The organism is Sphingomonas panaciterrae (genome assembly GCF_036890205.1).
In the GTDB taxonomy this organism is placed as follows: Bacteria; Pseudomonadota; Alphaproteobacteria; order Sphingomonadales; family Sphingomonadaceae; genus Sphingomonas; species Sphingomonas panaciterrae.
Window position 1 is genome coordinate 79,314 of record NZ_JAKNQR010000002.1, and the last position, 25,739, is coordinate 105,052.

The following is a 25,739-nucleotide window of genomic DNA, read 5'->3' on the forward strand; positions in this document are numbered from 1 at the left end:
GGGGGTCTATGGGCGACCCGTTCTATATCACCACCGCAATCAGCTACCCTAATGGGCGGCCACATATCGGCCACGCATATGAGGCGATCGCCGCCGATGCGATTGCCCGCTTTCAACGGCAGGCAGGGCGCGACGTGCGTTTCCAGACCGGCACCGACGAACATGGGCTGAAGATGGTCCAGACAGCGCGCGATCGCGGCGTACCGGTTGCTGATCTAGCCACCGAGATGTCGTCACATTTCAAGGCAATGTGCGACAGCCTTAACATTTCCTATAACCGCTTCATCCGTACCACCGATGCGGATCATTATGCCGCCAGCCAGGCCATCTGGCGGGCGATGGAAGCGGCCGGCGACCTGTATCTCGATCGTTATGAAGGCTGGTATTCGGTCCGCGACGAGGCGTTCTACGACGAGAAGGAGCTGACCGAGGGGGAAGGGGGCGAGAAGTTGTCCCCGCAGGGCACGCCGGTGACTTGGACCGCGGAGGAGACATGGTTCTTCCGCCTCTCCAAATATCAGCAGCCGTTGCTAGATTTTTACGCCAGCAATCCGGACTTCATCCGTCCGGAATCGCGCCGCAATGAAGTGATGCGCTTCGTTGAGGGTGGCCTGTCGGATCTGTCGATCTCGCGCACCAGCTTTGACTGGGGGGTGCCGGTGCCGGACAGTCCGGGGCACGTCATGTATGTCTGGGTCGACGCGCTGACGAACTATCTGACGGGGGTCGGCTACCCCGATGGCGATATGAAGCACTGGCCGGCCGATCTTCACCTGATCGGCAAGGACATCGTTCGCTTTCATGCGGTCTATTGGCCCGCCTTCCTGATGTCGGCCGACATCGCCTTGCCCAAGACGGTGTTCGGCCACGGCTTCGTCCTCCATCGCGGCGAGAAGATGTCGAAGAGCCTCGGCAACGTCATTGATCCGGGCGACCTGGCGAAAGCATTCGGCGTCGATGCGCTGCGCTATTTCCTGCTGCGCGAGGTGAGCTTCGGACAGGACGGGAGCTATTCGGCCGAGGCGATTGTGGCGCGGGTCAATGCGGAACTGGCCAATTCGTTCGGCAATCTGGCGCAACGCACCTTGTCGTTCATCGCCAAGAACCTGGGCTCACTGCCTGCGGACGGACGCGCAGAAGAGGCCGACGGCATCCTGATCGAGGAAGTCATCGTGGCGGCCGCCGGGCTGAAGGCGGCGTTCGGCGACCTGATGCTGAGCCACGGGATTGAGGCATGGATGCGCGGCGTTTTTGCCTGCAACCAGTATATCGACGCTCAGGCCCCGTGGGCGCTGCGCAAGACCGACCCCGAGCGGATGAATGCCGTCCTGCGTACGCTGGTGCGGGCCATCCGCATCCTTGCCATCGCAATCATGCCGGTCATCCCCGCCGGTGCGAGCGCGATCCTCGACCAGCTCGGCGTCGCCGCTGATGATCGTGATCATGCCGCGATCGATGACGACGGCTGGTATGCGCGTCGTGTGGCCGAGGGCGCGCCGGTTGCCGCACCGTCGCCCGTGTTCCCGCGGCTCGAGATCCCGGCGGAGGCCGCCTGATGCTCGCCGACAGCCATTGTCATTTGAATTACAAGGGGCTGGTGGAGGAACAGCAAGCCATCCTCGAGCGCGCCCGCGCGCGCGGCGTGACGGCGATGCTCAACATCGCGACCCGCGAGAGCGAATGGGCGGATGTTCTCGCGACCGCCGAGCGCGAGCCGGATGTCTGGGCCACCGTTGGCATCCATCCGCATGAGGCGGACCAGCACCCGCACATCGACTCCCAGCGGCTGGCAGAACGCGCGCAGCATCCGCGGGTCGTCGGCATTGGCGAATGTGGCCTCGACTATCACTACGACCACTCGGATCGTCAGCAGCAGCAGCGCAGCTTCCGTGCCCATATCGCGGCCGCGCGAGAGGCTGGCGTGCCCATCGTCGTGCACACGCGCGATGCGGAGGATGATACCGCTGCGATTCTTCGTGACGAACTGGAGAAGGGGGCCTTCACCGGCGTCATTCATTGCTTCACGGGAACCGGTGATTTCGCGGACATCGCGGTGGATCTGGGATTTTACATTTCGATCTCCGGGATCGTCACCTTCAAGAGCGCTGCCGCGCTTCAGGAGATTGCCGCCCGGCTCCCCGCGGACCGCCTGCTGATCGAGACCGACGCGCCCTTCCTTGCTCCCGTTCCCCATCGTGGAAAGACCGGCGAACCGGCATTCGTTGCCGACACGGCTGCCTTCCTGGCGAAACTACGGGGAGACGATGTCGCCGAACTACAAGAGGTTACCGCGCGTAACTTCCACAAACTCTTCAATAAAACACTGGCATGAAGGTCCGCATTCTCGGTAGCGGCACCTCCACCGGGGTGCCGAGGATCGGGAACGACTGGGGCGAATGCGACCCCAACGAACCGCGCAACCGTCGCACCCGCGTTTCGTTGCTGGTGGAAGCCGAGGGGACGCGCGTTCTCGTTGATACGGGGCCGGACATGCGACAGCAGTTGCTGGCGGCCGATGTCGGGATCGTGGACGCAGTCATCTGGACGCACGAACATGCCGATCATGTATTCGGCATCGATGACCTGCGACAGATTTTCCACCAGCGTGGTGAACCAGTACCGGCTTACGCCCGTTCACCGACGCGCGAGCGCCTCGACGACATGTTCAGCTACGTCTTTCATGGACGTGGCGGTTATCCGCCGACCGTTTCCCTGAGCGCTCTGCCCGACCGGATCAACATTGGCCCGCTCACCATCAGTTCGGCGGATCAACCGCATGGAAGGATCGCCTCGGCGGGGCTGCGGTTCGAGCACGGTGGAAAGTCTGTCGGTTACGCGACAGACCTCAGCGGGATGACGCGAGAGATGCGCGCGCTTTACGGAAACCTCGATCTCTGGATCGTGGATGCGCTGCGTCGCAAACCACACCCGAGCCATCCGCATCTCGGCAAGGCGTTGCAATGGATCGGGGAGCTAGCGCCCGGCCACGCGGTTCTCACGCATATGGATCAGTCGATGGATTATGCGACGCTTCGAGCGGAACTGCCGCCGCACGTTGAGCCGGGATATGACGGCCTGGAGTTCGATTTGTGACCGGCGGCCCGCAGATGTGGCTGCTCGCATTGATGCTGATCCTGCCGATTTCGGCGCTCGTCGCGCGGCGGTTGCCCATGCGCCAGTCAATAAAGCTCGCGCTTATCTGGATTGTGCTGTTCGCGGTCGTGACGCTGGTATTCACGCAAATTGAGCAGTTTGCCCGATAACGCAGTGCGTGCGCCACGTAAGAGGGCCGCACCGTTCGACGCCTTTGATTTAACATAATATATATTATCGCATATTCAACTTAAGCTCTGGGCCTACATTTGCGGAAGTTGCGCGGCCGGTTTATCGCCCGCCTATGTCAGATGCATCCTCCGCTCTCGTGCGACTTCAGGCAATCATGGCCCGACTGCGGGATCCTGTTGCGGGCTGTGAATGGGACAAGGTGCAGACCTTTCAATCGATCGCGCCCTACACCATTGAGGAAGCCTATGAGGTTGCCGACGCGTGCGACCGCGGCGATATGCATGAGCTGAAGGATGAACTCGGCGACCTGTTGCTACAGGTCGTGTTCCACAGCCGAATGGCTGAGGAAGCGGGCCATTTCGACCTGAAGGACGTTGCTGCGGCGATCGCGGACAAGATGGAGCGGCGCCATCCCCACATCTTCGGGGACGCCCCCGATGGCGGGCATCACCTGTGGGAAACGATCAAGGCTGAAGAACGCGCCGCGAAGGACGACGGCAGTGCGCTTGCTGGGGTTGCGCTTGGTCTGCCGGCGCTGCTGCGGGCCGAGAAACTACAAAAGCGCGCCGGCCGCGTCGGCTTCGACTGGCCCGACGCGAACGGTCCGCTTCAAAAGATCCATGAGGAAATAGAGGAAGTTATCGAAGCGAGCGATGAGGATCGTAAGGAAGAGGTCGGCGATCTTTTATTCGCGGTAGTGAATTGGGCCAGGCATCTCGGCGTGGATACCGAGGCTGCGCTTCGATCCGCCAATGCCAAGTTCGAAACGCGTTTCCGGGCCATGGAAACAGCCGCCGGCGGTTCGATCGCGGCACTCGACCTCGACGACCAGGAATCGCACTGGTCCGAAGTGAAGCAGGCTGAAAAGGCGGCCGCGAAAGACTAGAGGGCGGAGCATCGTGCCCCGCCCTCCTTTCAGGTCTCTGCCTCTCCTGGGGAACGCTCGTTGAAGCGGGCGAAGTCACCGGGCGCCATGCGCACTTCATAGATGGCTGTATCACCCTCGATCACCTGATCGATGACCTCGCCATGTTGGTGCAGCCACGCCGCACCGGCGCCGTCGCTGGTGGCGAGACGGATCGAGTAACGCTGATGCCCCTGCGTCAACCGGTCGGATAACAGCCGGACAAGTTCATCGACCCCTTCCCCCTTGATCGCGGACAGGGGAACCACATCATCGCGACGCGCCGCCTCGGCGAGCAGATGATCCCGATCCGGTCCATCAAGCAGATCGATCTTGTTCCAAGCCTCGATCCGCGGCGTCGCCTCCGACACGCCGATCTCTGCCAGCACCGCCTCCACATCCGCCTTCTGCGCAGTCGTATCGGGATGTGCCACGTCGCGGACATGGACCAGCAAGTCAGCGGAGATCACCTCTTCCAGCGTTGCCTTGAACGCCGCGACAAGTTGGGTCGGCAGTTCCGACACAAAGCCGACGGTGTCCGACAGGATCGCCTTGTCGATGCCCGGAAGGCTGATCTGACGAAGCGTCGGATCGAGCGTCGCGAAGAGGAGATCTTCGGCCATTACATGCGCGCCGGTGAGACGGTTGAAGAGCGTCGATTTCCCCGCGTTGGTATATCCGACAAGCGCGATGACCGGCCAGGGCGCGCGTTGACGGCGTTCCCGGTGAAGGCCGCGCGTGCGCGTCACCTGATCGAGCTCGCGCCGCAACCGTGCCATGCGATCCCGGATCAGTCGCCGATCGGCCTCGATCTGCGTCTCACCCGGGCCACCGAGGAAGCCGAAGCCGCCGCGCTGACGTTCAAGGTGAGTCCAGCTGCGTACCAGCCGGCCCGCCTGATAATCGAGGTGTGCCAGCTCCACCTGCAGCCGACCTTCGGCAGTCGCAGCACGCTCGCCAAAGATCTCCAGGATGAGACCGGTCCGGTCGATGACCTTTGCTTCAAGCTGAGTCTCGAGGTTGCGCTGCTGGATTGGGGAGAGCGCCGCATCGAACACGAACAAGGTGGCCTCTTCCTGCCGCCCGAGTGTCGCCAGCTGCTCAACCTGCCCCGATCCGATCAGCGTCGCGGCACGCGGCGTGCGCACGCGAACGGCATGCCGTTCGACGACATCGACGCCGATGGCGGCAGCAAGGCCCGCGGTTTCTTCAAGCCGCGCATCGGCATCACGCGAGGAGCCACCAAGATCGGGGTACACGACGATGGCGCGCGCACCCCGGGCGAATTCCTCGCGATCGCGGTCAAAACCGGTGCTCAATCCTCGTCAGACCCGCTGTTCTCGTCCGCCAGGTTCAACGCACGAGCAGGCTGGATGGTGGACACCGCATGCTTGTAGACCAGCTGCGACGTGCCATCGCGCTGAAGCAGCATGCAGAACAGGTCGAATGCCGCGATCTGGCCCTGCAGCATCACGCCGTTGACCAGGAACATCGTTACCGAATCCTCGGAGCGACGCACCGCGTTGAGGAAAATCTCCTGTAGCAGCGGCTGCTTCTTCGTCGTTTCGCCCAGCTGATCGACGATCGCGGCCACATCGATCTGCGCGCCCGGCATGATCGTGGAAATCGCGTGCTTGTAGATGAGCTGGCTCTGTCCGTCGCGGCGCAGGAGGACCGAGAAATTGTCGAACCAGGTGACGATGCCCTGAAGCTTGACGCCCTTTACGAGGAAAAGCGTGACCGGGGTCTTCGACTTGCGCAGGGCGTTGAGGAAGAGATCTTGAAGAGAGCTTTGCTTATCGGCCATCGTTCGATGCCCTTTCGTGTTTTTGGCGAGGTTTTCCCCGCGATGCGCCGGTGCCCGGCGTCGGATGCGGCCCAAACGGCACGCTTTGCCCTATGTAGGGAGCCGCCCGATGCTGGTCCAGATCGATCAATCCTCGCGCGTGTCCGTAATCCCCAGCAGCTTCAGCTTGCGGTGCAATGCGGAGCGCTCCATTCCGATGAAGGTCGCCGTCCGCGAAATATTACCCGAGAACCGGCGGATCTGCACCTTCAGATATTCCCGCTCGAACGTCTCACGTGCTTCGCGCAACGGCGCGCCCATGATCGCGTTCGCACCGCCGCCCCCCTGATCGCCGAGCACCTCCCCAGGTAACAGGTCGACATCGATCCGCGCGATGCGATCGCCCGGGGCAAGGATGATGGTCCGCTCGACGACGTTGCGCAGCTGCCGCACGTTGCCGGGCCAATCGCAGGATTGCAGCGCCACCATCGCGTCGGTCGCGACTTCCGGCGTCGTGACCCGGCGCTGTGCCGCATAATGCGCAACGAAATGCTCCACCAGCGCGGGAATGTCCTCGCGCCGCTCCGCCAGCGAGGGAATGACGACGGGCACCACGTTCAGCCGGTAATATAGATCCTCGCGGAAGCGCCCGTCGGCGATCTCCTGCGTCAGATCCCGGCCGGTCGCCGACACCACCCGCACGTCGACCTTCACCACGCGCGTCCCGCCGACCCGCGTGAAGCTTTGATCGGTCAGCACGCGCAGTATCCGCCCCTGGGTGGTGATCGGCATGTCAGCGATCTCGTCCAGGAACAGCGTGCCGCCGTGGGCCTGCTCCAAGAGACCGGGTCGAACGAGGTCGCCCCCCTCCTCCACGCCGAACAATTCTTCCTCGACACGTTCGGGCGTCATGTTGGCGGCACTGACCACCACGAAGGGCGCGGCGGCTCGCTGGCTCCAGCCATGAAGGAGCCGCGCTGCCACTTCCTTGCCGACACCTGCCGGGCCGACGATCATCACCCGGCTCCCGGTCGCGGCGACGCGCTTCAACGTGGCACGAACGGCATTGATCGCGCTGGAGCTGCCCGTCAGGTCGGTATCGCTGCCAGCGGAGGCACGAAGATTTGCCACTTCGCGGCGCAGACGCTCGGTTTCGGTTGCCCGCTCCACCATCAGCAGCAGGCGTTCGGCCTGGAACGGCTTTTCGATGAAGTCGGCCGCACCCTGCCGGATCGCGGCGACGGCCGTGTCGAGATTGCCATGGCCCGAGATGACGAGGACCGGGATCGAGGAGTCCCGCCGCTTGATCTCGGCGAGTAGTTCCAGGCCGTCGAGACGCGAGCCTTGAAGCCACACGTCAAGCAGGACCAGGCTGGGGCGGCGCGCAGAGATCGCTTCCAGCGCGGCATCGCTGTCCGCCGCGGTGCGGGTGTCATACCCCTCGTCCTCGAGCACACCGGATACGAGTTCGCGGATATCGAGTTCATCGTCGACGACAAGGATGTCTAACGCCATGGCTTATGCGGTCCGATTGCGAGTCAGGGCGGCGAAACTGCCGCCTTCGGTCTCAGATTGATCGTCTTCTCGTCCGGCGACGCCGGCCAGCATGACCACGTCAAAGGTCATGGTCACCAGCGTGCCGCCCTCGGGACGGTCGGTGAAGGTGATGGTTCCGAAATGTTCCTCCACGATTTTCTTCACGATGGCGAGGCCGAGGCCAGTGCCGCGCGCGCGGGTGGTCATATACGGCTCGACGATACGATCGCGCTCAGGGGGCAGCCCAATGCCGTCGTCAGCGACGGTGATCACTGCACGGCCATCCTCTTGCGTCAGGGTCATCAGGATCGTGCCCTCCCCTCGCCCGGTCGCTTCGATCGCCTCTACCGCGTTCTTCACGATATTGGTCAGCGCCTGTCCGACCTGGCGGCGATCACAGACGAGGACCGGTCCCGGTTCGTCATGTCGCATCTCGAAGCGGATGCCCGCATGCGCGACCTCGTGCAGGAACATCGTTTGACGCGCGACGTCGACCAGCGACTCTTCACGGAACACCGGCTTGGGCATCCGCGCGAAGGACGAGAATTCGTCGACCATGCGGCGCAGATCGCCGACCTGCCGCACGATCGTCTCGGTCAGCCGGCTGAATGTCGTGTCCCCTTCCTCCACCTTGGCGCCATAACGGCGCTGCAGGCGCTCGGCAGCCAATTGGATCGGGGTCAGCGGGTTCTTGATCTCGTGCGCAATACGCCGCGCGACATCCGACCAAGCCGCGCGGCGCTGGTCCAGCAACTGCTGAGTGATGTCGTCGAAGGTCAGGATCGGGCCGGTTGGAACACGGGCGATCCGTACAGCCAGCGTGCGCGCCTCGCCGGCCGCTGCCAGCTGAATGATCGCCTCCCGCGCTGTCCCGTCGAGCAACGCTGCCAGTTCCGGCGCGACGACGGACAGCGGCATGCCGATCGGTGGATCGCTGAGACCCAGCAGCATCTGCGCCGAATTGTTGATCAGCCGGATCGTCCGATCAGGCGCGATCGAAATGACGCCAGCGGAGACCCCCGACATAACGGCCTCGATCAGCGAGCGACGGCTGTCGAGTTGGGCGTTCGCGGTAACCAGCGCCGTATTCTGCTCCTCGATGCGCTCTGTCATGCGGTTGAACGCGTTCGACAAAGTGCCAACCTCGTCCCGCTCCTGCGTTTCCGGCACACGGGCCGTCAGGTCGCCGCCTTCCACCCGCCGCGCTGCGTTGACCAGTTCCGCGACCGGCCGGACTAGCCGGTCCGCAACGGCCAGCGCGATCCATACCGCGACACCGACGATCAACAGCGACAGCAGGAGCAGCGCAGCGTTGAAGCGCAGTTGCAGCGTGCGAGCGCGCACCAGAAGCTGGCGATAATTGGCCAGTGCGGCCTCGGCTCGCTCGGTCTGGGTGGTCATTTCCTTCGGATTGGTCACACGTGCTGCGTAGAGATACACGCGGCTGGACCCCGGCAACCGCGTCACCGTCTGGATCCGGTCGCCCGTCACGGTCACCACACTGCGCTGACCGCGCGCCAGCTTTCGTACCGCCTCCGCCGACACCTGACGTGCCAGATCCAGGTCATAGGGGTTGACGAAAGCGAGCGTCTGCAACTCGCCATTCGGTGCCACCTGAAACAGCAACGCCTCGGACAGGCTGCGAAAATAGGTTTGCTGGAACAGGAACGCGCGGAACTGGGGGTCCTCGATCGGCCGCTCGTTCAGTTCGGTCGAGATATCGCTCGCCATCGTGACGGTGGCTTCTTCCCACCGCTGGAGGATCTGGTTGTAGGAGGTGCGCGTCAGCGTCGTCGCGTTCTCGAACACCGCACGCGCGCGGTCCGAGTACCAGAATTGCACGCCATATTGGAACAACAGGGAGGCGGCGATGGTGACGAGCACCATCGGCACGGCGGCAACGATCGAGAAGAGCGCGACGAGGCGGACGTGAAGCCGCCCCTCGCCGCCAACCGGGGAGCGCGCCGCGCGGCGGCGTGCGATCCGGCGCCCCAGCAGCATCATCAACGCCACGCCGGGGACAAGATTGGCGACCAGCAACAGTGCCACAACGGCAGGCGCGATCAGCCCCTCCGGACGGCCCGTGTGGGCCACGACGACATACGTTGCGAACGCTATGCCGATGGCAATCGCAAGAACGCCGATCTCGACCGCAGGCGTTACGCTCCAGCGGCGCGGCAGTGCGACCAGGTCGGTTGTTCGAGGTGCCGTGCCGGCAGTCATCTCGGTAACGCTACAACAAGAGTGTTGCAGAGAAAACACATAATACGTGCGTTCACCGCGCCTCTGGTGCGGGTGGGCGGACGGCGGGATCTATCCCAAGCGTATCCAGCCGTTTTCTCAAGGTGTTCCGGTTCAATCCGATCGCCCGGGCAGCGCGGAGTTGATTGCCACCGTGGCGAGCCAGCATCACCTCGATCAAGGGACGCTCCACCTCGGCCAGCAGCCGGTCATAGAGCGTCCCGTCGTCCAGCGACCTTGGATCACAGCGGGCCAGCCGTTCGATGAAGGCGCGGACCGCAGCCTCCAGCCCGAGATCGGCAGGCAGCGAGACTGCCTGCCCCCCGCCCTGCCCCAGCATGGCCGCGATTTCGCCGGCCGAAATACTTTCGTCCCGTGACAGCGCCGCCAGGCGTCGCATCAGGTTTTCGAGCTGGCGAACATTGCCCGGCCAGTCATGCTCAGCCAGCGATGTCACCGCGTCATCATCGAGGACCTTGCGCGGCAAGCCTGCGTCCGCTGCGCGCTCGAGAAAATGGCGGGCCAGGATCGCAATGTCCTCGCGCCGCTCGCGTAGCGCGGGAAGATCGATCGGAACGACGTTCAGGCGGTAATAGAGGTCTTCGCGAAACTGCCCGTTGGCAACGGCCTGCTGGAGCGCGCGATTGGTGGCCGCGACGATCCGGACGTCCGCGCGCATGATCCGCGCGCCGCCCACCGTCGTGAACTCGCCGGACTGAAGCACGCGCAGCAATCGCGTCTGCGCCTCGATCGGCATGTCGCCAATCTCATCAAGGAACAATGTGCCGCCCGCGGCCTGTTCGAACCGCCCCGCCGTGCGCTGCGCCGCGCCCGTGAACGCGCCGCGTTCATACCCGAACAGCTCCGCCTCGATCAGGTCCCGCGGAATTGCAGCCATGTTGATCGCCACGAAGGGCGCGGAACGGCGCGGTCCCAAGTCGTGGATGGCGCGCGCGACCAACTCCTTGCCCGTCCCCGACTCACCGGAAATGAGGACCGTCAGGTCATTCGACACGACTCGGGCAATGACGCGGTAAACCTCCTGCATCGCCGGCGAACGGCCGATCAGCGGCAGGCTGGCGTCCTCCCCGTCCTCGCTACGCGGTGCAAGCTCGCGACGACGGGCCAGAGCAGCCGCGACGGTGCGAGTCAGCGTTTCGAGATCGAAGGGCTTCGGCAGGTAATCATAGGCGCCAGCCTCGTTCGCGCGGACAGCGGTGGTCAGCGTGTTGCGGGCGGAGAGAACGATGACGGGGAGGTTCGGCAACTCGCGGGACAGGCGCTCGGTCACGTCGATGCCATCGCCGTCGGGCAGCACCACGTCGGTCAGCAGAACATCCGGCCGGCCCGCGGCGAGTTCGCGGTCCAGGTCCGCGATGCTCGACGCGGTGCGTACATTATGACCAGCACGTCGCAGCGCCTGGGCCACGACCACCCGGATCGCGTCATCATCATCAACCAGCAGGATCGCGCCGCCCGCCATCAGTCGGCGGCCCGCTGCAGCAGGATCCGGAACACCGTCTCGTTCGGCGTGCCTTCACGCGAATATTGCACGATACCGCCCATATCGCGGACCAGCTTGTCGACCAGCGCGAGGCCCAAGCCTTTCCCCTCCGGCCGGCTGGACACGAAGGGATCGAACAAATGCTCGGCGATATCCTCGGGCGCCCCGGGACCGCTATCGATTACGCATATCTCGATCGGCAAGGGCATCCGCGGTCGGCCGGGCGCAGGTGCGACCGACATGCCGAGTCGGAACGAGGTGGTGAGCGTAATCCGCCGCTCGCCGATCGGACCGAGGGCGCTGGCCGCATTCTTCATCAGGTTGAGCAGGACCTGCAACAAGGCATCGCGGTTCGCGAGCGCCGGGGGGAGCGACGGATCGAAGCGCTCCTCGATCGTGATCCCCCGGGCAAACCCGGCACTTGCCGCATCGCGCGCGTGCGCCAGCAACGGATAGATGTTGAGCGGCTCCACGGCGAGCGGACGCGTGTCGGTGAAATCCTCCATCCGGTCGATCAACGCCGTCACCCGATCGACCTCATCGATCACCAGGCGGGTCAGTTCAGCCGGCTCCGCACCGTCCGCGATCAGTTGCGCGGCCCCGCGAATACTCGACAACGGGTTCTTGATCTCGTGCGCCAGCATGGCCGCCGCCCCTACCGCTGAGCGCGCGGCCGCAGCGCGATCGGCGGATACGCCCAGGCGCCGGGATGTCGCGGCATTATGGAGCGTTATGACCCGCCAGCCGGGCTGGTCCAGCAATTCCGTCGCCGCCAGATCAACGCGCAGCCGCTGGCCGCGTGCCGTCGTCAACGCGAGGTCAAAGGCCGCGAATGCCCTTCCCTCCTGCCCGTCCACCTCATCCGGCAGTGGCAGTACGTCGCCGAGCGCCCGACCCCTCATCGCCCGTTCGGAAAGGTTGAGCAGCAGCTCGCACTCGGCATTGGCCTGTGCGATCCTCGTCTCCGGGTCCACGACCATCACGGCGACTGGCAAGGCTGCCAACAGATCGGCCGGATCGGGACCGCGCCGCGCCTGCATCAGGCAGCGGCGTTCAGGCGATATGGCGCGTAGAATTCTGCCAGCATGGCGAGCACGCGCTGGGCATCGGCCTGCTGGTTCACCGCGTTGCGGAACTCTGCAGAACCGTGGATCCCCTTGGTGTACCAACCGATATGCTTGCGCGCCATATTGACGCCTGTCACCGTGCCATAATGGCTCAGCATTGCCTCATAATGCTCTACGATCACGCGATATTGTTCGTCGAGCGAAGGGTCCGGACGCGCCGTTCTGCCCGCCAGCGCATCCATCACCTGCCCGAGCAGCCAGGGACGACCATAAGCACCACGCCCGATCATCACGCCATCGGCGCCTGACTGGTCCAGCGCTGCCTCTGCATCGGCGATTGAGCAGATGTCGCCATTGACGATCACGGGTAGCTCGATCGCGTCCTTCACCTGCCGGACGAAGCTCCAGTCGGCGGAGCCCTTGTACATCTGGTTCCGGGTACGGCCGTGAACCGTGATCATCTTCGCGCCGAGATCCTGCGCAATGCGGGCAAGCTCTGGCGCGTTCAGACTGTCGTGGCACCAACCCATGCGCATCTTCACCGTCACCGGCGCCGACACGGCCTTCACCACCGCGTCGATGATCGCGCCCGCGTTCTTCAGATCACGCATCAGCGCAGATCCCGCATCCCCGCTGGTGACCTTGCGCACGGGGCAGCCCATGTTGATGTCGATGATCGCGGCGCCCTTTTCCTCCGCGAGCTTGGCCGCCTCCGCCATTTCATAGGGCGTGCAACCGACCAGCTGCATCGAGACTGGCTCTTCGGACAGATGCCACGCCGTCTTCTGAATCGACTGCCGCGTCTCGCGGATCGCCGCCTGGCTGGCGATCATCTCGGTCACGTTCAGGCCCGACCCATAGCGCCGCACCAGCGTCCGGAACGGCTGATCAGTGACGCCAGTCATCGGCGCGAGCACGACCGGCTCGTCGATCCGCACGGGTCCGATCTGGATAGGGGCGAGCTTACGCATCAACAGTCTGCCTGAAAAACGGGCAGGTAGGCGATCAACGTGGCGCTGGCAAGGCGTCGCGCTTCTCGCTAGGCGCCCGCGCATGAAAACCGTCGCCCTGATTGTTGCCGCTGGCAAGGGAGAACGCACTGGTGGCACGCTGCCCAAGCAATTCGCGCACCTTGCCGGCCGCCCAATGCTCCTGTGGAGCCATGAAGCCTTAGCGGCCCATCCCGCTGTCGACGAGATCGTGCTGGTCATCGGCGCCGGTCAGGAACAATTGCTAGCCGACTGCCTGCCGAACGCACGCTTTGTACTTGGCGGAGCAACACGGCGCGAGTCGGTGGCGCGCGGACTCGCGGCAGTGTCGGACGCGGATCGCATCCTTGTGCACGATGCGGCGCGGCCGTTCCTTGCCGCGGGTGTCATCGACCGCCTGCTGCGGGCGCTTGAGACAGCAGATGGCGCCATCCCCACTCTTCCGGTCACCGACACGATCGTATCGATCGACGGTGCGACGCTGCCTCGGGAGCAATTGTCCCGCGTGCAGACGCCGCAAGCCTTTCGTGGCGCCATCCTCACCCGCGCTCACGCTCAATGGGAAGGAAGCGAACCAACCGATGATGCTCAGATGGTCCGGGCGCTTGGCGGATCCGTCGCCATGGTGCAGGGCGACGCCATGCTTGAGAAGGTAACCTGGCCCGGTGACCTGGCCTCCGCCGAGGCGCGGATCGGTTGGGAAACGCGGATGGCGACCGGCTTCGATGTCCATCGCCTGGTCGATGATGCCGACCTGTGGCTTGGCGGCGTCAAGATTCCGTATCATCAGGGGCTTAGCGGCCACAGTGACGCGGACGTCGCACTTCACGCGCTGACCGACGCTCTGTTGGGCACCATCGCTGCGGGCGATATCGGGCTTCATTTCCCGCCTAGCGATCCGCAGTGGCGCGGTGCCGAATCCGGGCAGTTCCTGCGTCATGCGGCCGATCTCATCGCGGCGCGCGGCGGGCAGATCATATTCGTCGATCTGACCATCATGTGCGAAGCGCCTAAAATCGGCCCGCATCGTTCGGCCATCCAGCATCGTGTCGCGGAACTTCTTGGCCTGCCAACCGATCGCGTGAGTGTGAAAGCGACAACGACCGAGCGGCTGGGCTTCACTGGTAGAGGCGAAGGCATTGCGGCACAGGCAGCGGCAACCATTCGGCTGCCGGGAGTCGCGCAATGAGGCGTTTCAGCTACCTGTGCGCCGCCACCCTTGCGGCGGTTGCCGTGCCGACCACCGCGCTGGCGCAGACGCGGTGCCTGAATGCAGCCGAAGCAGAGGCGGTTGCAGCGGTCACGTTTCCGGACATCATCCTGGAAACCGGGCGTGTCTGTACCGCGCTTCCTCCCACCAGCATCGTACGACGCACCTCCGGCCCGTTCCTTGCGCGCTATCAGGCTGAAGCGGATCGCGCCTGGCCGACGGCGCGCCAGGCGATTGCGAAGCTGAGCGATCCGCGTGTCTCCATGTTGCTCCTTCAGTCGGACTACGCGCGCCCGCTGATCACCTCCCTGATCGCACCGATGGTCGTCGGGCAGATCCAGCAGAGCGATTGCGGCACGATCGACCGGATCGTCACGCTGCTGGAGCCCCTCCCCGCGCGCAACACCGCTGGCATCGTTGTCGCAACGATTCAGCATCTGAAGGCGGAAAAGGCGCGGGGCACAGCCTCCGTGGCCAACGTTCCCGATCTGCCGGTCTGCACGGCGGCGAAACGATGAGCGACAGCCTGCTCCCCCAGAACCTCGTCGACGCTGCGCAGCGCGTGATCGAGGCCAATCGCGCAAAAGGCCGCCGTATCGCCGTGGCAGAGAGCTGCACCGGCGGGCTGGTCGCCGCGGCATTGACCGAAGTGCCGGGATCCTCCGACGTGCTCGAAGGCTCGATCGTCAGCTATTCCAATGAGGCGAAGCAGCGACTGCTTCACGTCTCGACGGATGTGCTGGAGACGTTCGGCGCTGTGTCGATCGCCACCGCCTGGAGCATGGCACAAGGCGCGCTTGAGGCGACCGGTGCCGATGTTGCGGTGGCAATCACCGGCATCGCCGGCCCCGGCGGCGGCTCAGAAAAGAAGCCCGTCGGCACCGTGGTGTTTGCGCGCGCCGAACGCGGCGGCGATCCCGCCGACGTGGTCGCCGACAAGCGCGCCTTTGGCGATCTCGGCCGCTCCGGCGTGCGCCTTCAGGCGGCGCTGTGCGCGCTCGACCTGTTGATGCCGCCGTCGGACGAGCCCTCACCGTAAAGCGCGCGGGCCCGATCCTCAAAGGCGCCGATCATCTTGCGCAGGGCCAGGCCGAATACCTGCCCTGCCAGCATCTCGAACATCCGGTTCTTGAACTGGAAGTCGACGCTGAAATCCACGAGGCAGCCATCGCCGTCCGGGCGGAACCGCCACTCGTTGTGCAGATACTTCATCGGGCCGTCGACGTAATCGACGTACACCCGATCGGGCCGATGCTTCTCGACCCGCGACGTGAACGTCTCGCGCAGGCCCTTGAATCCGACGATCATGTCGGCCAGCGTTTCCTCCGCGCTGTCCTGCCGAACGCGCATCGCGACGACCCACGGCAAGAAATCCTGATAGGCTTTCACGTCCGCGACCAGATCGAACATCTGCTCGGGCGTGTATGGCATGGCCCGCGTTTCGCTATGCTTTGGCAAGCTGGACCTCACGCGCCGCGCGCAGCTTCTCGAAGTCGTCGCCGGCGTGGTAGCTCGAACGGGTGAGCGGCGACGACGCTACCAGCAGGAACCCCTTCGCACGCGCGATGGCGGCGTAGGCGTCGAACGTCTTGGGCGTCACGAAATCGGCGACCTTGGCGTGCCGCGGCGTCGGCTGCAGATACTGCCCCATGGTCAAGAAATCGATGTCGGCGGAACGCATGTCGTCCATCACCTGGTGAACCTCCAACCGCTCTTCGCCGAGGCCCAGCATCACGCCCGACTTGGTGAAGATCGACGGATCGTGCCGCTTAACGCTCTCCAGCAACCGCAGAGAGGCATAATAGCGCGCGCCCGGGCGGATGGTCGGGTACAGCCGCGGCACCGTCTCCAGATTGTGGTTGTACACGTCCGGCCGGGCCGCAACGATCGATTCAACTGCCGCCTGCGTCTTGTTGCGGAAGTCCGGCGTCAGGATCTCGATCGTGGTGCTCGGCGTGTTACGGCGGAGCGCCTCAATCACCTTCACGAACTGCGCCGCGCCGCCATCAGGCAGGTCGTCACGATCAACCGACGTGATAACGATATGCTGCAGACCCATTTCGGCCGCCGCGACCGCCACATGCTCCGGCTCTAGCGGATCAACCGGGCGCGGCATGCCCGTCTTCACGTTGCAGAAGGCGCAGGCCCGGGTGCACGTGTCCCCCAAGATCATCACTGTCGCGTGCTTCTTGGTCCAGCATTCGCCGATGTTCGGACAGGCCGCCTCCTCGCACACGGTGGCAAGGTTCAGCCGACGCATCAGCTGCTTGGTTTCGGCGAAACCGACGGAGGTCGGCGCCTTGACCCTGATCCAGTCAGGCTTGCGGGCGCGCTCGGGCCGGGCGAGAGGCAGTGTTTCGGTCATGTCGGGCGCGAGATAGCGACTGACGCGGGACGAAACAACGCGGTAAGGAGGATGCATGACCGTCTTCACTGATCTGATCGCCGGATACCGCCGTTTTCGCCAGCAGGGCTGGGCAACCCAGCGGGATCGCTGGGCGACCCTTGCTGAGGGGCAGTCACCCCGGGTGATGGTGATCGCCTGCTCCGACAGCCGCACCGATCCGACCACCGTGTTCGATACGTCCCCGGGCGAGATCTTCGTCGTGCGCAACGTCGCCAATCTGGTCCCCCCGTTCGAGGTGGGCGGCGGCCGCCACGGCGTGTCCGCCGCACTGGAATTTGCGGTGACCCAGCTGAAGGTCCAGGAAATCGTCGTCATGGGCCACGGCATGTGCGGCGGCGTTCATGCGGCAATGACGAAGCGCTTTGCCGAGGCCACGCCTGGCGAGGGTGGCTTCATCGCCAATTGGATCGGCCTGCTGGATGAGGCACGCGACCGGATCACCACCGATCACGGCACTGGAGAGGACGCGATCCGCGCGCTGGAACTCGAAACGGTGAAGGTCAGCATCGCCAACCTGCGCACCTTCCCGTTCGTCCGGGCCGCAGAAGATGCCGGGCAGCTATCGCTCCACGGCGCCTGGTTCTCGATCAAGGAAGGCGTCTTGTGGGTGATGGGGGAGGACGGCGCCTTCGCGCCGGCGAGCTGACGCCTCTGCCTCAAATCACCGGTATGTGACCGCCGATCGTCCCCAGGAGACGCGCCAGCCGCATCTCTACCGCGCGGTCCTCGGCATGATTTGCGGTGAGCGCCGGCATCATCGCCGGCGCCTCGCTCGCCGCCAGCGCCATCGCGGTTTCGATCGAAACGATTTCCGCGGCCTTCGCCTTGCGCAAGGCGCCGATCAGCGCCGTGTCGAGCAAGGGCCCGCGCTGATGCGACTGCGCATCGCGATCCGCATCGTTCAGGATCCCGGTCATCCACAGGTTTTCCGGCGCGCCGTCCAGCGTCGCCATCTCATCAAATCGGGCGGCGTGGCGCTTCGCATTGAAGCGGTCCCGCTCAATCACTTCCTGTAGCGCCGGATCGCTGGCCGCATCCGCCAGCGGCTCCAGTCGCGTCACCAGCAATTGCTTGCCGGCACGCAGATCCTGAAGCGCGATATGGAGAAGTGCGGCTCGCGAGGCGGTAAGCGACATAGGCTTTCAGCGCTTACCACCGCGCGCGGTTCCCTTAGCCCGCGTCGGGCGCCACCAGCTTGCTTGTGTCCTTCGCCGTATCCGCGGTTACGCGGATGTTGAGTTCGCGCAATTGCCTGGCAGTGGCAAAGTTGGGCGCGCCCATCATGAGATCCTCCGCCTTCTGCGTCATCGGGAAGACGATCACTTCGCGGATGTTCGGCTCGTCAGCCAGCAGCATGACGATACGATCGATGCCGGGGGCCGAGCCGCCGTGCGGCGGCGCGCCATATTTGAACGCATTGATCATGCCGGCGAAGTTCGTGTCTACATCAGCCTGCGTGTACCCGGCGATTTCGAACGCCTTGTACATGATCTCCGGCCGGTGATTACGGATCGCACCGGAGGACAGCTCGATACCGTTGCAGACGATGTCATATTGGTAGGCGAGGATGTCGAGCGGATCCTTGGTCTCCAGCGCCTCCAGTTCGCCCTGCGGCATGCTGAAGGGATTGTGGCTGAAGTCGACCTTCTTCGCTTCCTCGTCATATTCGAACATCGGGAAGTCGACGATCCAGCAGAACTCGAAGCGGTTCTTGTCGATCAGGTCCAGCTGCTCGGCGATGCGGGTGCGCGCCAGGCCGGCGAGCTTCGCCGCCTGTGCTTCCTTGCCGGCGGCGAAGAACACGCCATCATCCGGCCCAAGGCCGAGCGCCTCGGCCAGTTCGCGCATACCGATGTCACCGTGGTTCTTGGCGATCGGCCCGCCCCATTCGCCACCCTTGCGGGTTGCGTAGCCAAGGCCGGCGAACCCTTCGGACTGCGCCCAGGCGTTCATGTCGTCGAAGAACTTGCGGCTCTTGTCCGCCGTCTTCGGCGCCGGGATCGCGCGCACGACATCGCCGGCCTCAACGATCGAGGCAAAGCGCCCGAATCCGGAACCCGAGAAAAATCCGCTGACGTCAGAGATGATCAGCGGGTTGCGCAGATCGGGCTTGTCGTTGCCGTACTTCAGCATCGATTCCCGGTACGGAATGCGCTTGAACGGCAGCGGGCTGACCGTGCGGCCCTTGCCCTGCCAATTGGCGAACTCCTCGAACACGCCGTGCAGCACCGGCTCGATCGCCGCGAACACATCGTCCTGCGTGACGTAGCTCATTTCGAAATCGAGCTGATAGAATTCGCCCGGCGAGCGATCGGCGCGCGCATCCTCATCGCGGAAGCACGGTGCGATCTGGAAATAGCGATCGAAGCCAGCGACCATCAGCAGCTGCTTGAACATCTGCGGCGCCTGCGGCAGCGCATAGAACTTGCCCGGATGCACGCGGCTGGGAACGAGATAATCTCGCGCGCCTTCCGGCGAGGAGGCCGTCAGGATCGGCGTCTGGAATTCAGTGAAGCCCTGGTCGACCATGCGGCGACGGATCGAGGAGATGACGCTCGACCGCAGCATGATGTTGGCGTGCAGCTTTTCGCGACGCAGGTCGAGGAAGCGGTAGCGCAGGCGAATATCCTCGGGATATTCCTGCTCACCGGCAACCGGCATCGGAAGTTCCTGCGCCTGGCTTTGCACCGTCACGCCGCGCGCAAACACCTCGATCGCGCCCGTTGCCAGGTTCGGATTGATGGTCGCGTCCGACCGCGCCTTCACCACGCCGTCGATGGTAATCACCGACTCGACGCGCAGCGATTCCAGCGTCGGCAGTGCCGGGGAGTCGCTGTCGGCGACGATCTGGGTGATGCCGTAATGGTCGCGAAGATCGACGAACAGCACGCCGCCGTGATCTCGCTTCCGGTGGATCCAACCGGACAGACGAACTTCAGCGCCAACGTCGTTGGCGTTGAGCTGGGCGCAAGTGTGCGAGCGATAGGCGTGCATGGCCGCAATCTCTGAAAAAGCTTGTTTGGAGGTCCGCGCCCCTCCCCTTCCAACCTCTCTTTGTCAACCCGGTCGCTCCCCGCTATGGGGCGGCACTTATGCATGTTCACCCGCTAATTACCGACAGCGCCACCCTCGCCAATCTGTGCGCGCGCCTCGCCGATGCTCCCTTCGTATGCGTCGACACAGAATTCATGCGAGAGAATACCTATTGGCCCGAACTCTGCCTGATCCAGATCGCCGACACGGAAGAGGCCGCGGCGATCGATCCCAAGGCGCCTGGGCTCGATATGCAGCCGCTGCTCGATCTGCTGGTCAATAACGAGGACGTGCTGAAGGTCTTCCACGCCGGCGGGCAGGACATAGAGATCATCTACAATCTCACCGGCAAGACCCCGCATCCGATGTTCGACACCCAGGTCGCGGCGATGGCGCTCGGCCAGGGGGAGCAGATTGGCTATTCCAACCTGGTCGACAGCTGGCTCGGTATTCAGATCGACAAGGGCGCGCGCTTTACCGACTGGTCGCGCCGCCCGCTCGATCAGCGACAGGTCGATTACGCGATCGGTGACGTCACCCATCTGTCAAAGATCTTTCCGCGCATGCTGGAGCGTCTGAAGAAGACCGGGCGCGGGGCGTGGCTCGATCAGGAAATGGAGCGCATTTCCGATCCCGCCAACTACGCCAACGATCCCGACCTCGCGTGGAAGCGCGTGCGCATTTCGGGCCGGCGCGCCGACGTTCTCGGTCGGCTGAAGGCGATCGCCCGCTGGCGAGAGGTGGAAGCGCGGGCAAAGGACCTGCCCCGCGGCCGCATCGTCAAGGACGAGACTCTGGCCGATCTCGCAGGCCATCCCCCCAAGCGGCAGAGCGACCTCGCCAAGGTGCGCGGCCTCTCGGCCACCTGGGCGAGCAACGATATCGGCCGGCGCCTGATGGGCGTTATCGAAGCGGCGGAGCCGCTGCCCGCCAGCGAAATGCCGCTTCGCGAGGATCGCAAGCCTGGACTTGGCAAGGATGGCTCGCTGGTCGCCGACCTGTTGAAGCTGCTGCTCAAGATCCGCGCGCGCGACATCGATGTTGCGCCGCGATTGCTCGCCCGCGGCGAGGAGCTGGAGGCGCTCGCCGCGGGCGTGCGTCACGACCTGGCGATCCTTGAGGGCTGGCGATTTGATCAGTTCGGGCGCGACGCGCTGGATCTTGTCGAGGGTCGGCTTGGTTTCGCTGTTCTGGGCGGCAAGCTCAAGATGACGCGAACGGAGAATGAGGCATGAGAGCGATCCTGGCAGCGGCCGTCCTGCTTTCCGGATGTGCCACCGGTACGTCTGGATCCTCTTCAGCCGAGGGTGCAATGTGCAACGCCAACGCGGCGGAGAAGTTCGTGGGCCGGCCGCTTGAAGGAAACCAGGAAGCTGCTCAACGTGCGGCGGGTGCTCGCGTCGTCCGGACCTACATCACGGGCTCGGCGCTCACGATGGATTTTCGGCAGGATCGTCTGAACATCGAGACCACTCCCGAGGGTATTATCACCCAGGTGTCCTGCGGCTAACGCAGGATCGACCTAGGCGCCTGCAGCCGCTAGTCGGCTCCCGACCGGCAACCCAAGCGCGGCACCAAGCCCTTTCAGCCGTTTCTCGACCGATTCGCCGCACAGCGCGCGGTCTGCGTCGTGCCAGACCAGTTCGACCGCGCCCTCCGCGCGGCGAATGCTGCTGCGGTTGAGCGGGCCCGCGACCCCGCCCGACAGTCGCTGTGCCAGCCGGATCGCAAGCCCCCAGCACGTTGCCCGCTGAAGATCGTCAGGGCTTGCGAGCGCGGGCAGTGGATCAGGATAAGGCGGCTGCGCACCCAGGCTCGCGGCCAGCGCGGCCGCCATCATGGCGCGCCCGCGCCCGTCGACCGCTACCCAATTGCCATGCAGGGCTGTCTCGATCCCCAACGCAACCCGGAACTCCGGGTTGGCCCGCCAGCTCGTATCCGCCAGCAGGCATGTCGCATGGCGCAAGCGCCCATCCGCTGGCGACTCATCCACAAACAGGGGTGAGATCCAGTTGTTCAGAAGATCGCCATGCTCGGGAAACCGTCCCCGGTGCCGGCCCTCGTCACGTGCGGCAACAATCAAGGGATCCAGTCGAGACTCGGCCGGGGACAATTGCCGATACAACAGGCCTTCGCGCAGCCCGAAAGCCGACACCACGGTCTCGCGTGATCCAATCACCGGCAGCAATACATCAAGCAGATCAGCGGCGGCGCCAAGCGTCGGGACGCGACCACCCGAGAGATGCGGCACGCTTCTGAACCAGCCTTTCTCCAGCGTGGGCAGCTTGCGCCGCAGCAACGAAATGCGCGCGGGAGGCATGGCATAGCCATGAAGGATCGGCAGCGGATAACCCCGATCCCGAATGTCTACCCTCGCCAGCGATCGCCACGACCCGCCGACCAAGTAGAATGGCTTGCCGGCACCCGCATTCGACCAACCCGCATCACGCAGGACGGCGCCCACGCGGCGATCAAAGCCTTCCTTTGCGCGCAGATCAGCAAGACGAAGAACCCCGAGCGGGAAAGAGGCATGCTCATCTACACGGCCCTTGCAGACCCTCACCAGTTCAAGGCTGCCGCCCCCCAGATCACCGACAATGCCGTCAGCATCGGGAATGGCCGAAAGTACCCCATAACCGGCCGATCGTGCCTCTTCTTCACCCGATAGCAGTTCGACGGGCAGGCCGTTTTTCGCCGCCAGTGCGATCAACTCCGCACCATTGGCGGCATCACGCACCGCTGCAGTCGCAACGGTCCGCACTTCATCGCACTCCATCTCACGCGCCAGCGCCGCAAATCGCGACAGCGCGGTGCCAGCAAGCGCCATCGCCTGCCCGTCGATAGCCCCTGTCTTCGCGAGGCTGCGCCCGAGACCCGCCAGCACCTTCTCGTTGAACAGCACGGTCGGCAGGCGCCGAGGCCCCTGATAAACGACCAGACGGATCGAGTTCGACCCGATGTCGATGATGGCGGTTCGCGCTTCCCTCACCATCAGCGCCGCAGCGAGAGCTTCGGTACCTCGCCCCCTTCGGCAAGGGCGGCCCCACGCCCTGACAAGGAGGGGTTCGTCATAAAATAACGATGAAGGTTGAACGGCTTATCGCCGATACTTGTGCGCTGATAGCTGCCATCGGCGTACAGGTCCCAGCTTTGTTCGGTATCGATGAGATTGGCAACCATCACCTGATCGAGAACCTGATCGTGAACGGTGCCACTCTCCAGCGGCAGCATATATTCGACCCGGCGGTCAAAGTTGCGCGGCATCCAGTCCGCTGACGAAATGAAGACATGCGCATCATCGTTTGGGAGGGTCTGCCCGTTCCCGAAAACCGCGATACGGCTGTGTTCAAGGAAACGGCCTATGATGGATTTTACCCGAATATTTTCGGAAAGCCCCGGTACGCGCGGGCGCAGGCAACAGATGCCCCGTACGACGAGGTCGATCTGGACCCCTGCCCCGCTCGCTTCATAGAGCTTCTCGATGATCGCTGGGTCCACCAGGCTGTTCATCTTCGCCCAGATGGTCGCCGGTCGTCCGGCGCGTGCATGGGCGATCTCGGCGTCGATCTCCTCGATCAAACGGGCGCGGAGTGAGCGCGGCGACAATACGATGCGCTCCATGTCCTCCGGCTCGACATAGCCAGTGATGTAGTTGAATAGGCGGGCCGCATCCCGTCCGACCGCAGGATTGGCTGTGAAGAAGCTGAGATCAGTATATATTTTTGCCGTGACCGGGTGATAATTGCCCGTCCCAAAGTGGCAGTAGGTCCGGAATTGCCCGGCCTCGCGACGAACTACCATGGAGACCTTCGCATGGGTCTTCCAGTCGATGAAGCCGTAAACCACCTGAACCCCGGCGCGCTCCAGCGCGGACGCCCAGAGCAGGTTCTGCTCCTCATCGAACCGCGCCTTCAACTCCACCACCGCGGTCACTGACTTGCCCGCCTCAGCCGCCTGGATCAGCGCGTTGATCACGGCGGACTGTTTGCCCGCACGGTACAGCGTCTGCTTGATGGCAACGACATCGGGGTCGTTCGCCGCCTGTTTCAGAAAGGCGAGCACGACGTCGAACGTCTCATATGGGTGCTGGACGATGATGTCCTTGGCGCTGATGGCCGCGAAGCAATCCCCGCCAAACTCCCGAATTCTTTCGGGAAACCGTGGCGTGAAGGGCACGAACTTCAGGTCCGGGCGGTCCTCGTCAACGATCTTGCCGAGATCAGCGATACCCAGGAACGACCCGGATTCGGTAACGAGCGCCTGCTCGCCGAGTTCTTCCTTCAGTACCCGGGCTAGCGATTCCGGCATGCCCGTTTCCAGCTCCAGACGGATGACCCGCCCGCGTCGCCGCCGCTTGATGGCATTGGCGAAATAGCGGACGAGATCTTCCGCTTCCTCCTCGATCTCGATGTCGCTGTCTCGCAACACCCGAAATTCCGCGGCGCCGTCCACCCGGTAACCGGGGAACAGCATGATCGAGAACCGCTTCAGCATCGATTCGACCGCAATATAGCGTGCCGACTCCCCAGGCAGCCTGACGAAGCGCGCCATCCCGTTGGGGACGATCACGAGTTCGCGGATCGGTTCGTCATCTGACAGGCGCACCAGATCGAACATCACTCCCAGGCCGGCATTGGGAATGAACGGGAACGGATGCGCGGGGTCGAGCGCCTGCGGTGTGATGACGGGGAAAATCTGCTCGCGGAAATGCGTCTCCAGCCATGCCATGTCCTCGGGCGAGAGCCGCGAATCCATGTGGCTGGAGGAAAGAACCTCAATGTCGCTCGCCGACAAAGCGTGACGAATGTCGCGCCATACGTTTTGCTGGCTGGCGAGCAGCGCGTCTGCCTCCGTCGTGATCGCGCTCAGCTGCTGCGAGGGCGTCAAGCCATCGGCTGACCTGGCCTCCACGTCGAGCAGTTGCTGCCCCTTCAGCCCGGCGACGCGCACCATGAAGAATTCGTCGAGGTTCGATCCAGAGATCGACAGGAACCGCAACCGCTCGAGAAGCGGATGCTCGGTGTTGCACGCCTCCTCCAGCACGCGGCGATTGAACGCCAGCCACGACAGTTCGCGATTGAAATAGCGCTCATTGTCGCGCTCCTCGAAGGGATCATCGTCCGAGTCGAGGCGGGCCTGGCGAAGGGAACGGGTCATCATGGCTCCGGTGTTGAGGGGATCAACGCTGCAGCCAGCAACGTCTCCCGGGCCAAGGGAATGGACAACCGCTTCCGGCGTTCCATCACCTCCTGATCAAGCGCATCGACCGTGCGCATGACAGCGACGTGACTGCGTTCAATCCGTATAACCAACCAGTCGAGCACGTCAGACCGCACGTCCACGCCGCGACGCGCGAATTCACGTTCCAGCAGCGCACGAAGCAGCGCATCGTCGGGCGGCCCGATCACCGCGAGCGGCGTTGCCGCTATCCGCGACCGCAGGTCGGGCAAGGCGATGTCCCACGCGGGTGGCGCGGCATCGCTTACCAGCAGCAGCGGGCGACGGGATGCCTGCGCGTCGTTCCAGGCATGGAAAAGCTCGTCCTCCGCGCGCAACGGCGCGTCGTCGATGATCATTCCCCCGCTCTTGGCCGCGAATATGCGGGCCAGGAGGCTGCGGCCGGACTTGCGCGGGCCGACCAGCAACGACGTCATGACCGGCCACGTCGCCCAGTGATCCAGCGCGCTGACGGCGCGGGCGTTCGATTCGGTGACCAGGAACTCATCGTCGCGCGGATCGGCCGGCCAGACGAGCGGCAAGGCGATTTGGCTCATCAT

The 25,739-nt window shown here is 64.1% G+C and carries 25 protein-coding genes; 11 read left to right on the forward strand and 14 right to left on the reverse strand.

What is annotated here, in order from left to right; genetic code table 11:
- The first annotated feature begins 8 nt into the window (after nucleotides 1–8).
- The 5 genes from metG to mazG all read left to right on the forward strand — a co-directional run bounded on the left by metG (nucleotide 9) and on the right by mazG (nucleotide 4,171).
- Nucleotides 9–1,556: a methionine--tRNA ligase gene (gene metG, locus L8F96_RS07245; protein ID WP_334655666.1), complete on the forward strand. Its 1,548-nt coding sequence runs from the start codon at nucleotides 9–11 to the stop codon at nucleotides 1,554–1,556.
- Nucleotides 1,556–2,332, forward strand: coding sequence for a TatD family hydrolase (locus L8F96_RS07250; protein WP_046410577.1), 777 nt, complete (start codon nucleotides 1,556–1,558; stop codon nucleotides 2,330–2,332). The genes metG and L8F96_RS07250 overlap by 1 nt, the downstream gene beginning before the upstream one ends.
- Entirely contained in the window at nucleotides 2,329–3,093 is a 765-nt protein-coding gene (locus L8F96_RS07255; RefSeq protein ID WP_136451188.1) for an MBL fold metallo-hydrolase, read from the forward strand. The genes L8F96_RS07250 and L8F96_RS07255 overlap by 4 nt, the downstream gene beginning before the upstream one ends.
- Nucleotides 3,090–3,263: a hypothetical protein gene (locus L8F96_RS07260; RefSeq protein ID WP_186314020.1), complete on the forward strand. Its 174-nt coding sequence runs from the start codon at nucleotides 3,090–3,092 to the stop codon at nucleotides 3,261–3,263. The genes L8F96_RS07255 and L8F96_RS07260 overlap by 4 nt, the downstream gene beginning before the upstream one ends.
- Before the next feature lie 134 nt (nucleotides 3,264–3,397).
- Nucleotides 3,398–4,171 (forward strand): nucleoside triphosphate pyrophosphohydrolase, encoded by a 774-nt coding sequence (mazG, locus tag L8F96_RS07265; protein ID WP_334655667.1) that lies wholly within the window; start codon nucleotides 3,398–3,400, stop codon nucleotides 4,169–4,171.
- Between the two features lie 29 nt (nucleotides 4,172–4,200).
- Here the strand turns inward: mazG and hflX are convergent, their stop codons facing one another.
- Genes hflX through dusB form a run of 7 tightly spaced genes read right to left on the reverse strand, consistent with a single transcriptional unit; the run spans nucleotide 4,201 to nucleotide 13,294 of the window.
- Nucleotides 4,201–5,508, reverse strand: a complete 1,308-nt coding sequence (gene hflX / locus L8F96_RS07270) for a GTPase HflX (protein ID WP_145119113.1) — start codon at nucleotides 5,506–5,508, stop codon at nucleotides 4,201–4,203.
- Nucleotides 5,505–6,071 (reverse strand): RNA chaperone Hfq, encoded by a 567-nt coding sequence (gene hfq, locus L8F96_RS07275; protein WP_334655668.1) that lies wholly within the window; start codon nucleotides 6,069–6,071, stop codon nucleotides 5,505–5,507. The genes hflX and hfq overlap by 4 nt, the downstream gene beginning before the upstream one ends.
- 51 nt (nucleotides 6,072–6,122) lie before the next feature.
- Entirely contained in the window at nucleotides 6,123–7,490 is a 1,368-nt protein-coding gene (gene ntrX, locus L8F96_RS07280) for a nitrogen assimilation response regulator NtrX (RefSeq protein ID WP_334655669.1), read from the reverse strand.
- A 3-nt stretch (nucleotides 7,491–7,493) separates the two neighbouring features.
- Entirely contained in the window at nucleotides 7,494–9,734 is a 2,241-nt protein-coding gene (locus L8F96_RS07285) for a sensor histidine kinase (RefSeq protein ID WP_046410587.1), read from the reverse strand.
- A 52-nt stretch (nucleotides 9,735–9,786) separates the two neighbouring features.
- Nucleotides 9,787–11,235, reverse strand: coding sequence for a nitrogen regulation protein NR(I) (ntrC, locus tag L8F96_RS07290; protein WP_296220228.1), 1,449 nt, complete (start codon nucleotides 11,233–11,235; stop codon nucleotides 9,787–9,789).
- Nucleotides 11,235–12,296 carry a two-component system sensor histidine kinase NtrB gene (locus L8F96_RS07295; RefSeq protein ID WP_334655670.1) on the reverse strand — a complete coding sequence of 354 codons (1,062 nt, stop codon included), beginning with the start codon at nucleotides 12,294–12,296 and terminating at the stop codon, nucleotides 11,235–11,237. Before L8F96_RS07295 ends, ntrC begins: the two co-directional genes overlap by 1 nt.
- Complete coding sequence (gene dusB / locus L8F96_RS07300; protein WP_334655671.1) at nucleotides 12,296–13,294, reverse strand: tRNA dihydrouridine synthase DusB; 999 nt, start codon at nucleotides 13,292–13,294, stop codon at nucleotides 12,296–12,298. Before dusB ends, L8F96_RS07295 begins: the two co-directional genes overlap by 1 nt.
- A gap of 82 nt (nucleotides 13,295–13,376) precedes the next feature.
- Between dusB and L8F96_RS07305 the strand changes: the two genes are divergently transcribed.
- From L8F96_RS07305 to L8F96_RS07315, 3 genes are read left to right on the forward strand one after another with little or no spacing between them, the layout of a single operon-like run.
- A complete protein-coding gene (locus tag L8F96_RS07305) occupies nucleotides 13,377–14,501 on the forward strand; it encodes a bifunctional 2-C-methyl-D-erythritol 4-phosphate cytidylyltransferase/2-C-methyl-D-erythritol 2,4-cyclodiphosphate synthase (protein ID WP_334655672.1) in 1,125 nt (374 codons plus the stop codon).
- Nucleotides 14,498–15,040 carry a hypothetical protein gene (locus tag L8F96_RS07310; protein ID WP_125944954.1) on the forward strand — a complete coding sequence of 181 codons (543 nt, stop codon included), beginning with the start codon at nucleotides 14,498–14,500 and terminating at the stop codon, nucleotides 15,038–15,040. The genes L8F96_RS07305 and L8F96_RS07310 overlap by 4 nt, the downstream gene beginning before the upstream one ends.
- Entirely contained in the window at nucleotides 15,037–15,561 is a 525-nt protein-coding gene (locus L8F96_RS07315) for a CinA family protein (RefSeq protein ID WP_046410597.1), read from the forward strand. Before L8F96_RS07310 ends, L8F96_RS07315 begins: the two co-directional genes overlap by 4 nt.
- On the opposite strand, the gene L8F96_RS07320 is transcribed toward L8F96_RS07315, so the two are convergent.
- Together L8F96_RS07320 and lipA are read right to left on the reverse strand one after the other, a co-directional pair.
- Entirely contained in the window at nucleotides 15,501–15,980 is a 480-nt protein-coding gene (locus L8F96_RS07320) for a type II toxin-antitoxin system RatA family toxin (RefSeq protein WP_046410599.1), read from the reverse strand. The genes L8F96_RS07315 and L8F96_RS07320 overlap by 61 nt on opposite strands.
- Nucleotides 15,967–16,887 (reverse strand): lipoyl synthase, encoded by a 921-nt coding sequence (lipA, locus tag L8F96_RS07325; RefSeq protein WP_046410601.1) that lies wholly within the window; start codon nucleotides 16,885–16,887, stop codon nucleotides 15,967–15,969. The genes L8F96_RS07320 and lipA overlap by 14 nt, the downstream gene beginning before the upstream one ends.
- A gap of 55 nt (nucleotides 16,888–16,942) precedes the next feature.
- Here lipA and L8F96_RS07330 point away from each other — a divergent pair, with 55 nt between their 5' ends.
- Nucleotides 16,943–17,575 (forward strand): carbonic anhydrase, encoded by a 633-nt coding sequence (locus L8F96_RS07330; RefSeq protein WP_301090070.1) that lies wholly within the window; start codon nucleotides 16,943–16,945, stop codon nucleotides 17,573–17,575.
- Between the two features lie 10 nt (nucleotides 17,576–17,585).
- On the opposite strand, the gene L8F96_RS07335 is transcribed toward L8F96_RS07330, so the two are convergent.
- Nucleotides 17,586–18,065, reverse strand: a complete 480-nt coding sequence (locus L8F96_RS07335; protein ID WP_046410604.1) for a DUF892 family protein — start codon at nucleotides 18,063–18,065, stop codon at nucleotides 17,586–17,588.
- A gap of 34 nt (nucleotides 18,066–18,099) precedes the next feature.
- A complete protein-coding gene (gene aspS / locus L8F96_RS07340; protein ID WP_136451197.1) occupies nucleotides 18,100–19,923 on the reverse strand; it encodes an aspartate--tRNA ligase in 1,824 nt (607 codons plus the stop codon).
- A 98-nt stretch (nucleotides 19,924–20,021) separates the two neighbouring features.
- Between aspS and rnd the strand changes: the two genes are divergently transcribed.
- Together rnd and L8F96_RS07350 are read left to right on the forward strand one after the other, a co-directional pair.
- On the forward strand, nucleotides 20,022–21,197 hold the full coding sequence (rnd, locus tag L8F96_RS07345; RefSeq protein WP_334655673.1) for a ribonuclease D: 1,176 nt from the start codon (nucleotides 20,022–20,024) through the stop codon (nucleotides 21,195–21,197).
- Complete coding sequence (locus L8F96_RS07350) at nucleotides 21,194–21,472, forward strand: I78 family peptidase inhibitor (RefSeq protein WP_125944957.1); 279 nt, start codon at nucleotides 21,194–21,196, stop codon at nucleotides 21,470–21,472. The genes rnd and L8F96_RS07350 overlap by 4 nt, the downstream gene beginning before the upstream one ends.
- 12 nt (nucleotides 21,473–21,484) lie before the next feature.
- Here the strand turns inward: L8F96_RS07350 and L8F96_RS07355 are convergent, their stop codons facing one another.
- The 3 genes from L8F96_RS07355 to L8F96_RS07365 are packed head-to-tail and all read right to left on the reverse strand — an operon-like array spanning nucleotide 21,485 to nucleotide 25,736.
- Nucleotides 21,485–22,954, reverse strand: a complete 1,470-nt coding sequence (locus tag L8F96_RS07355; protein ID WP_125944958.1) for a Ppx/GppA family phosphatase — start codon at nucleotides 22,952–22,954, stop codon at nucleotides 21,485–21,487.
- The gene (locus tag L8F96_RS07360; RefSeq protein WP_046410610.1) at nucleotides 22,954–25,119 is read right to left on the reverse strand and encodes an RNA degradosome polyphosphate kinase; all 2,166 of its coding nucleotides are present in this window, start codon (nucleotides 25,117–25,119) and stop codon (nucleotides 22,954–22,956) included. The genes L8F96_RS07355 and L8F96_RS07360 overlap by 1 nt, the downstream gene beginning before the upstream one ends.
- Entirely contained in the window at nucleotides 25,119–25,736 is a 618-nt protein-coding gene (locus L8F96_RS07365) for an HdaA/DnaA family protein (RefSeq protein WP_046411734.1), read from the reverse strand. The genes L8F96_RS07360 and L8F96_RS07365 overlap by 1 nt, the downstream gene beginning before the upstream one ends.
- Nucleotides 25,737–25,739: the final 3 nt, after the last annotated feature.

Bases quoted from the DNA above. Each gene is read 5' to 3' on its own strand.
- metG (WP_334655666.1), top strand. From the start codon at position 9: ATGGGCGACCCGTTCTATATCACCACCGCAATCAGCTACCCTAATGGG.
- L8F96_RS07250 (WP_046410577.1), top strand. From the start codon at position 1,556: ATGCTCGCCGACAGCCATTGTCATTTGAATTACAAGGGGCTGGTGGAG.
- L8F96_RS07255 (WP_136451188.1), top strand. From the start codon at position 2,329: ATGAAGGTCCGCATTCTCGGTAGCGGCACCTCCACCGGGGTGCCGAGG.
- mazG (WP_334655667.1), top strand. From the start codon at position 3,398: ATGTCAGATGCATCCTCCGCTCTCGTGCGACTTCAGGCAATCATGGCC.
- ntrX (WP_334655669.1), bottom strand. From the start codon at position 7,490: ATGGCGTTAGACATCCTTGTCGTCGACGATGAACTCGATATCCGCGAA.
- L8F96_RS07285 (WP_046410587.1), bottom strand. From the start codon at position 9,734: ATGACTGCCGGCACGGCACCTCGAACAACCGACCTGGTCGCACTGCCG.
- ntrC (WP_296220228.1), bottom strand. From the start codon at position 11,235: ATGGCGGGCGGCGCGATCCTGCTGGTTGATGATGATGACGCGATCCGG.
- L8F96_RS07295 (WP_334655670.1), bottom strand. From the start codon at position 12,296: ATGCAGGCGCGGCGCGGTCCCGATCCGGCCGATCTGTTGGCAGCCTTG.
- dusB (WP_334655671.1), bottom strand. From the start codon at position 13,294: ATGCGTAAGCTCGCCCCTATCCAGATCGGACCCGTGCGGATCGACGAG.
- L8F96_RS07305 (WP_334655672.1), top strand. From the start codon at position 13,377: ATGAAAACCGTCGCCCTGATTGTTGCCGCTGGCAAGGGAGAACGCACT.
- L8F96_RS07310 (WP_125944954.1), top strand. From the start codon at position 14,498: ATGAGGCGTTTCAGCTACCTGTGCGCCGCCACCCTTGCGGCGGTTGCC.
- L8F96_RS07315 (WP_046410597.1), top strand. From the start codon at position 15,037: ATGAGCGACAGCCTGCTCCCCCAGAACCTCGTCGACGCTGCGCAGCGC.
- lipA (WP_046410601.1), bottom strand. From the start codon at position 16,887: ATGACCGAAACACTGCCTCTCGCCCGGCCCGAGCGCGCCCGCAAGCCT.
- L8F96_RS07330 (WP_301090070.1), top strand. From the start codon at position 16,943: ATGACCGTCTTCACTGATCTGATCGCCGGATACCGCCGTTTTCGCCAG.
- L8F96_RS07335 (WP_046410604.1), bottom strand. From the start codon at position 18,065: ATGTCGCTTACCGCCTCGCGAGCCGCACTTCTCCATATCGCGCTTCAG.
- aspS (WP_136451197.1), bottom strand. From the start codon at position 19,923: ATGCACGCCTATCGCTCGCACACTTGCGCCCAGCTCAACGCCAACGAC.
- rnd (WP_334655673.1), top strand. From the start codon at position 20,022: ATGCATGTTCACCCGCTAATTACCGACAGCGCCACCCTCGCCAATCTG.
- L8F96_RS07350 (WP_125944957.1), top strand. From the start codon at position 21,194: ATGAGAGCGATCCTGGCAGCGGCCGTCCTGCTTTCCGGATGTGCCACC.
- L8F96_RS07355 (WP_125944958.1), bottom strand. From the start codon at position 22,954: ATGGTGAGGGAAGCGCGAACCGCCATCATCGACATCGGGTCGAACTCG.
- L8F96_RS07360 (WP_046410610.1), bottom strand. From the start codon at position 25,119: ATGACCCGTTCCCTTCGCCAGGCCCGCCTCGACTCGGACGATGATCCC.
- L8F96_RS07365 (WP_046411734.1), bottom strand. From the start codon at position 25,736: ATGAGCCAAATCGCCTTGCCGCTCGTCTGGCCGGCCGATCCGCGCGAC.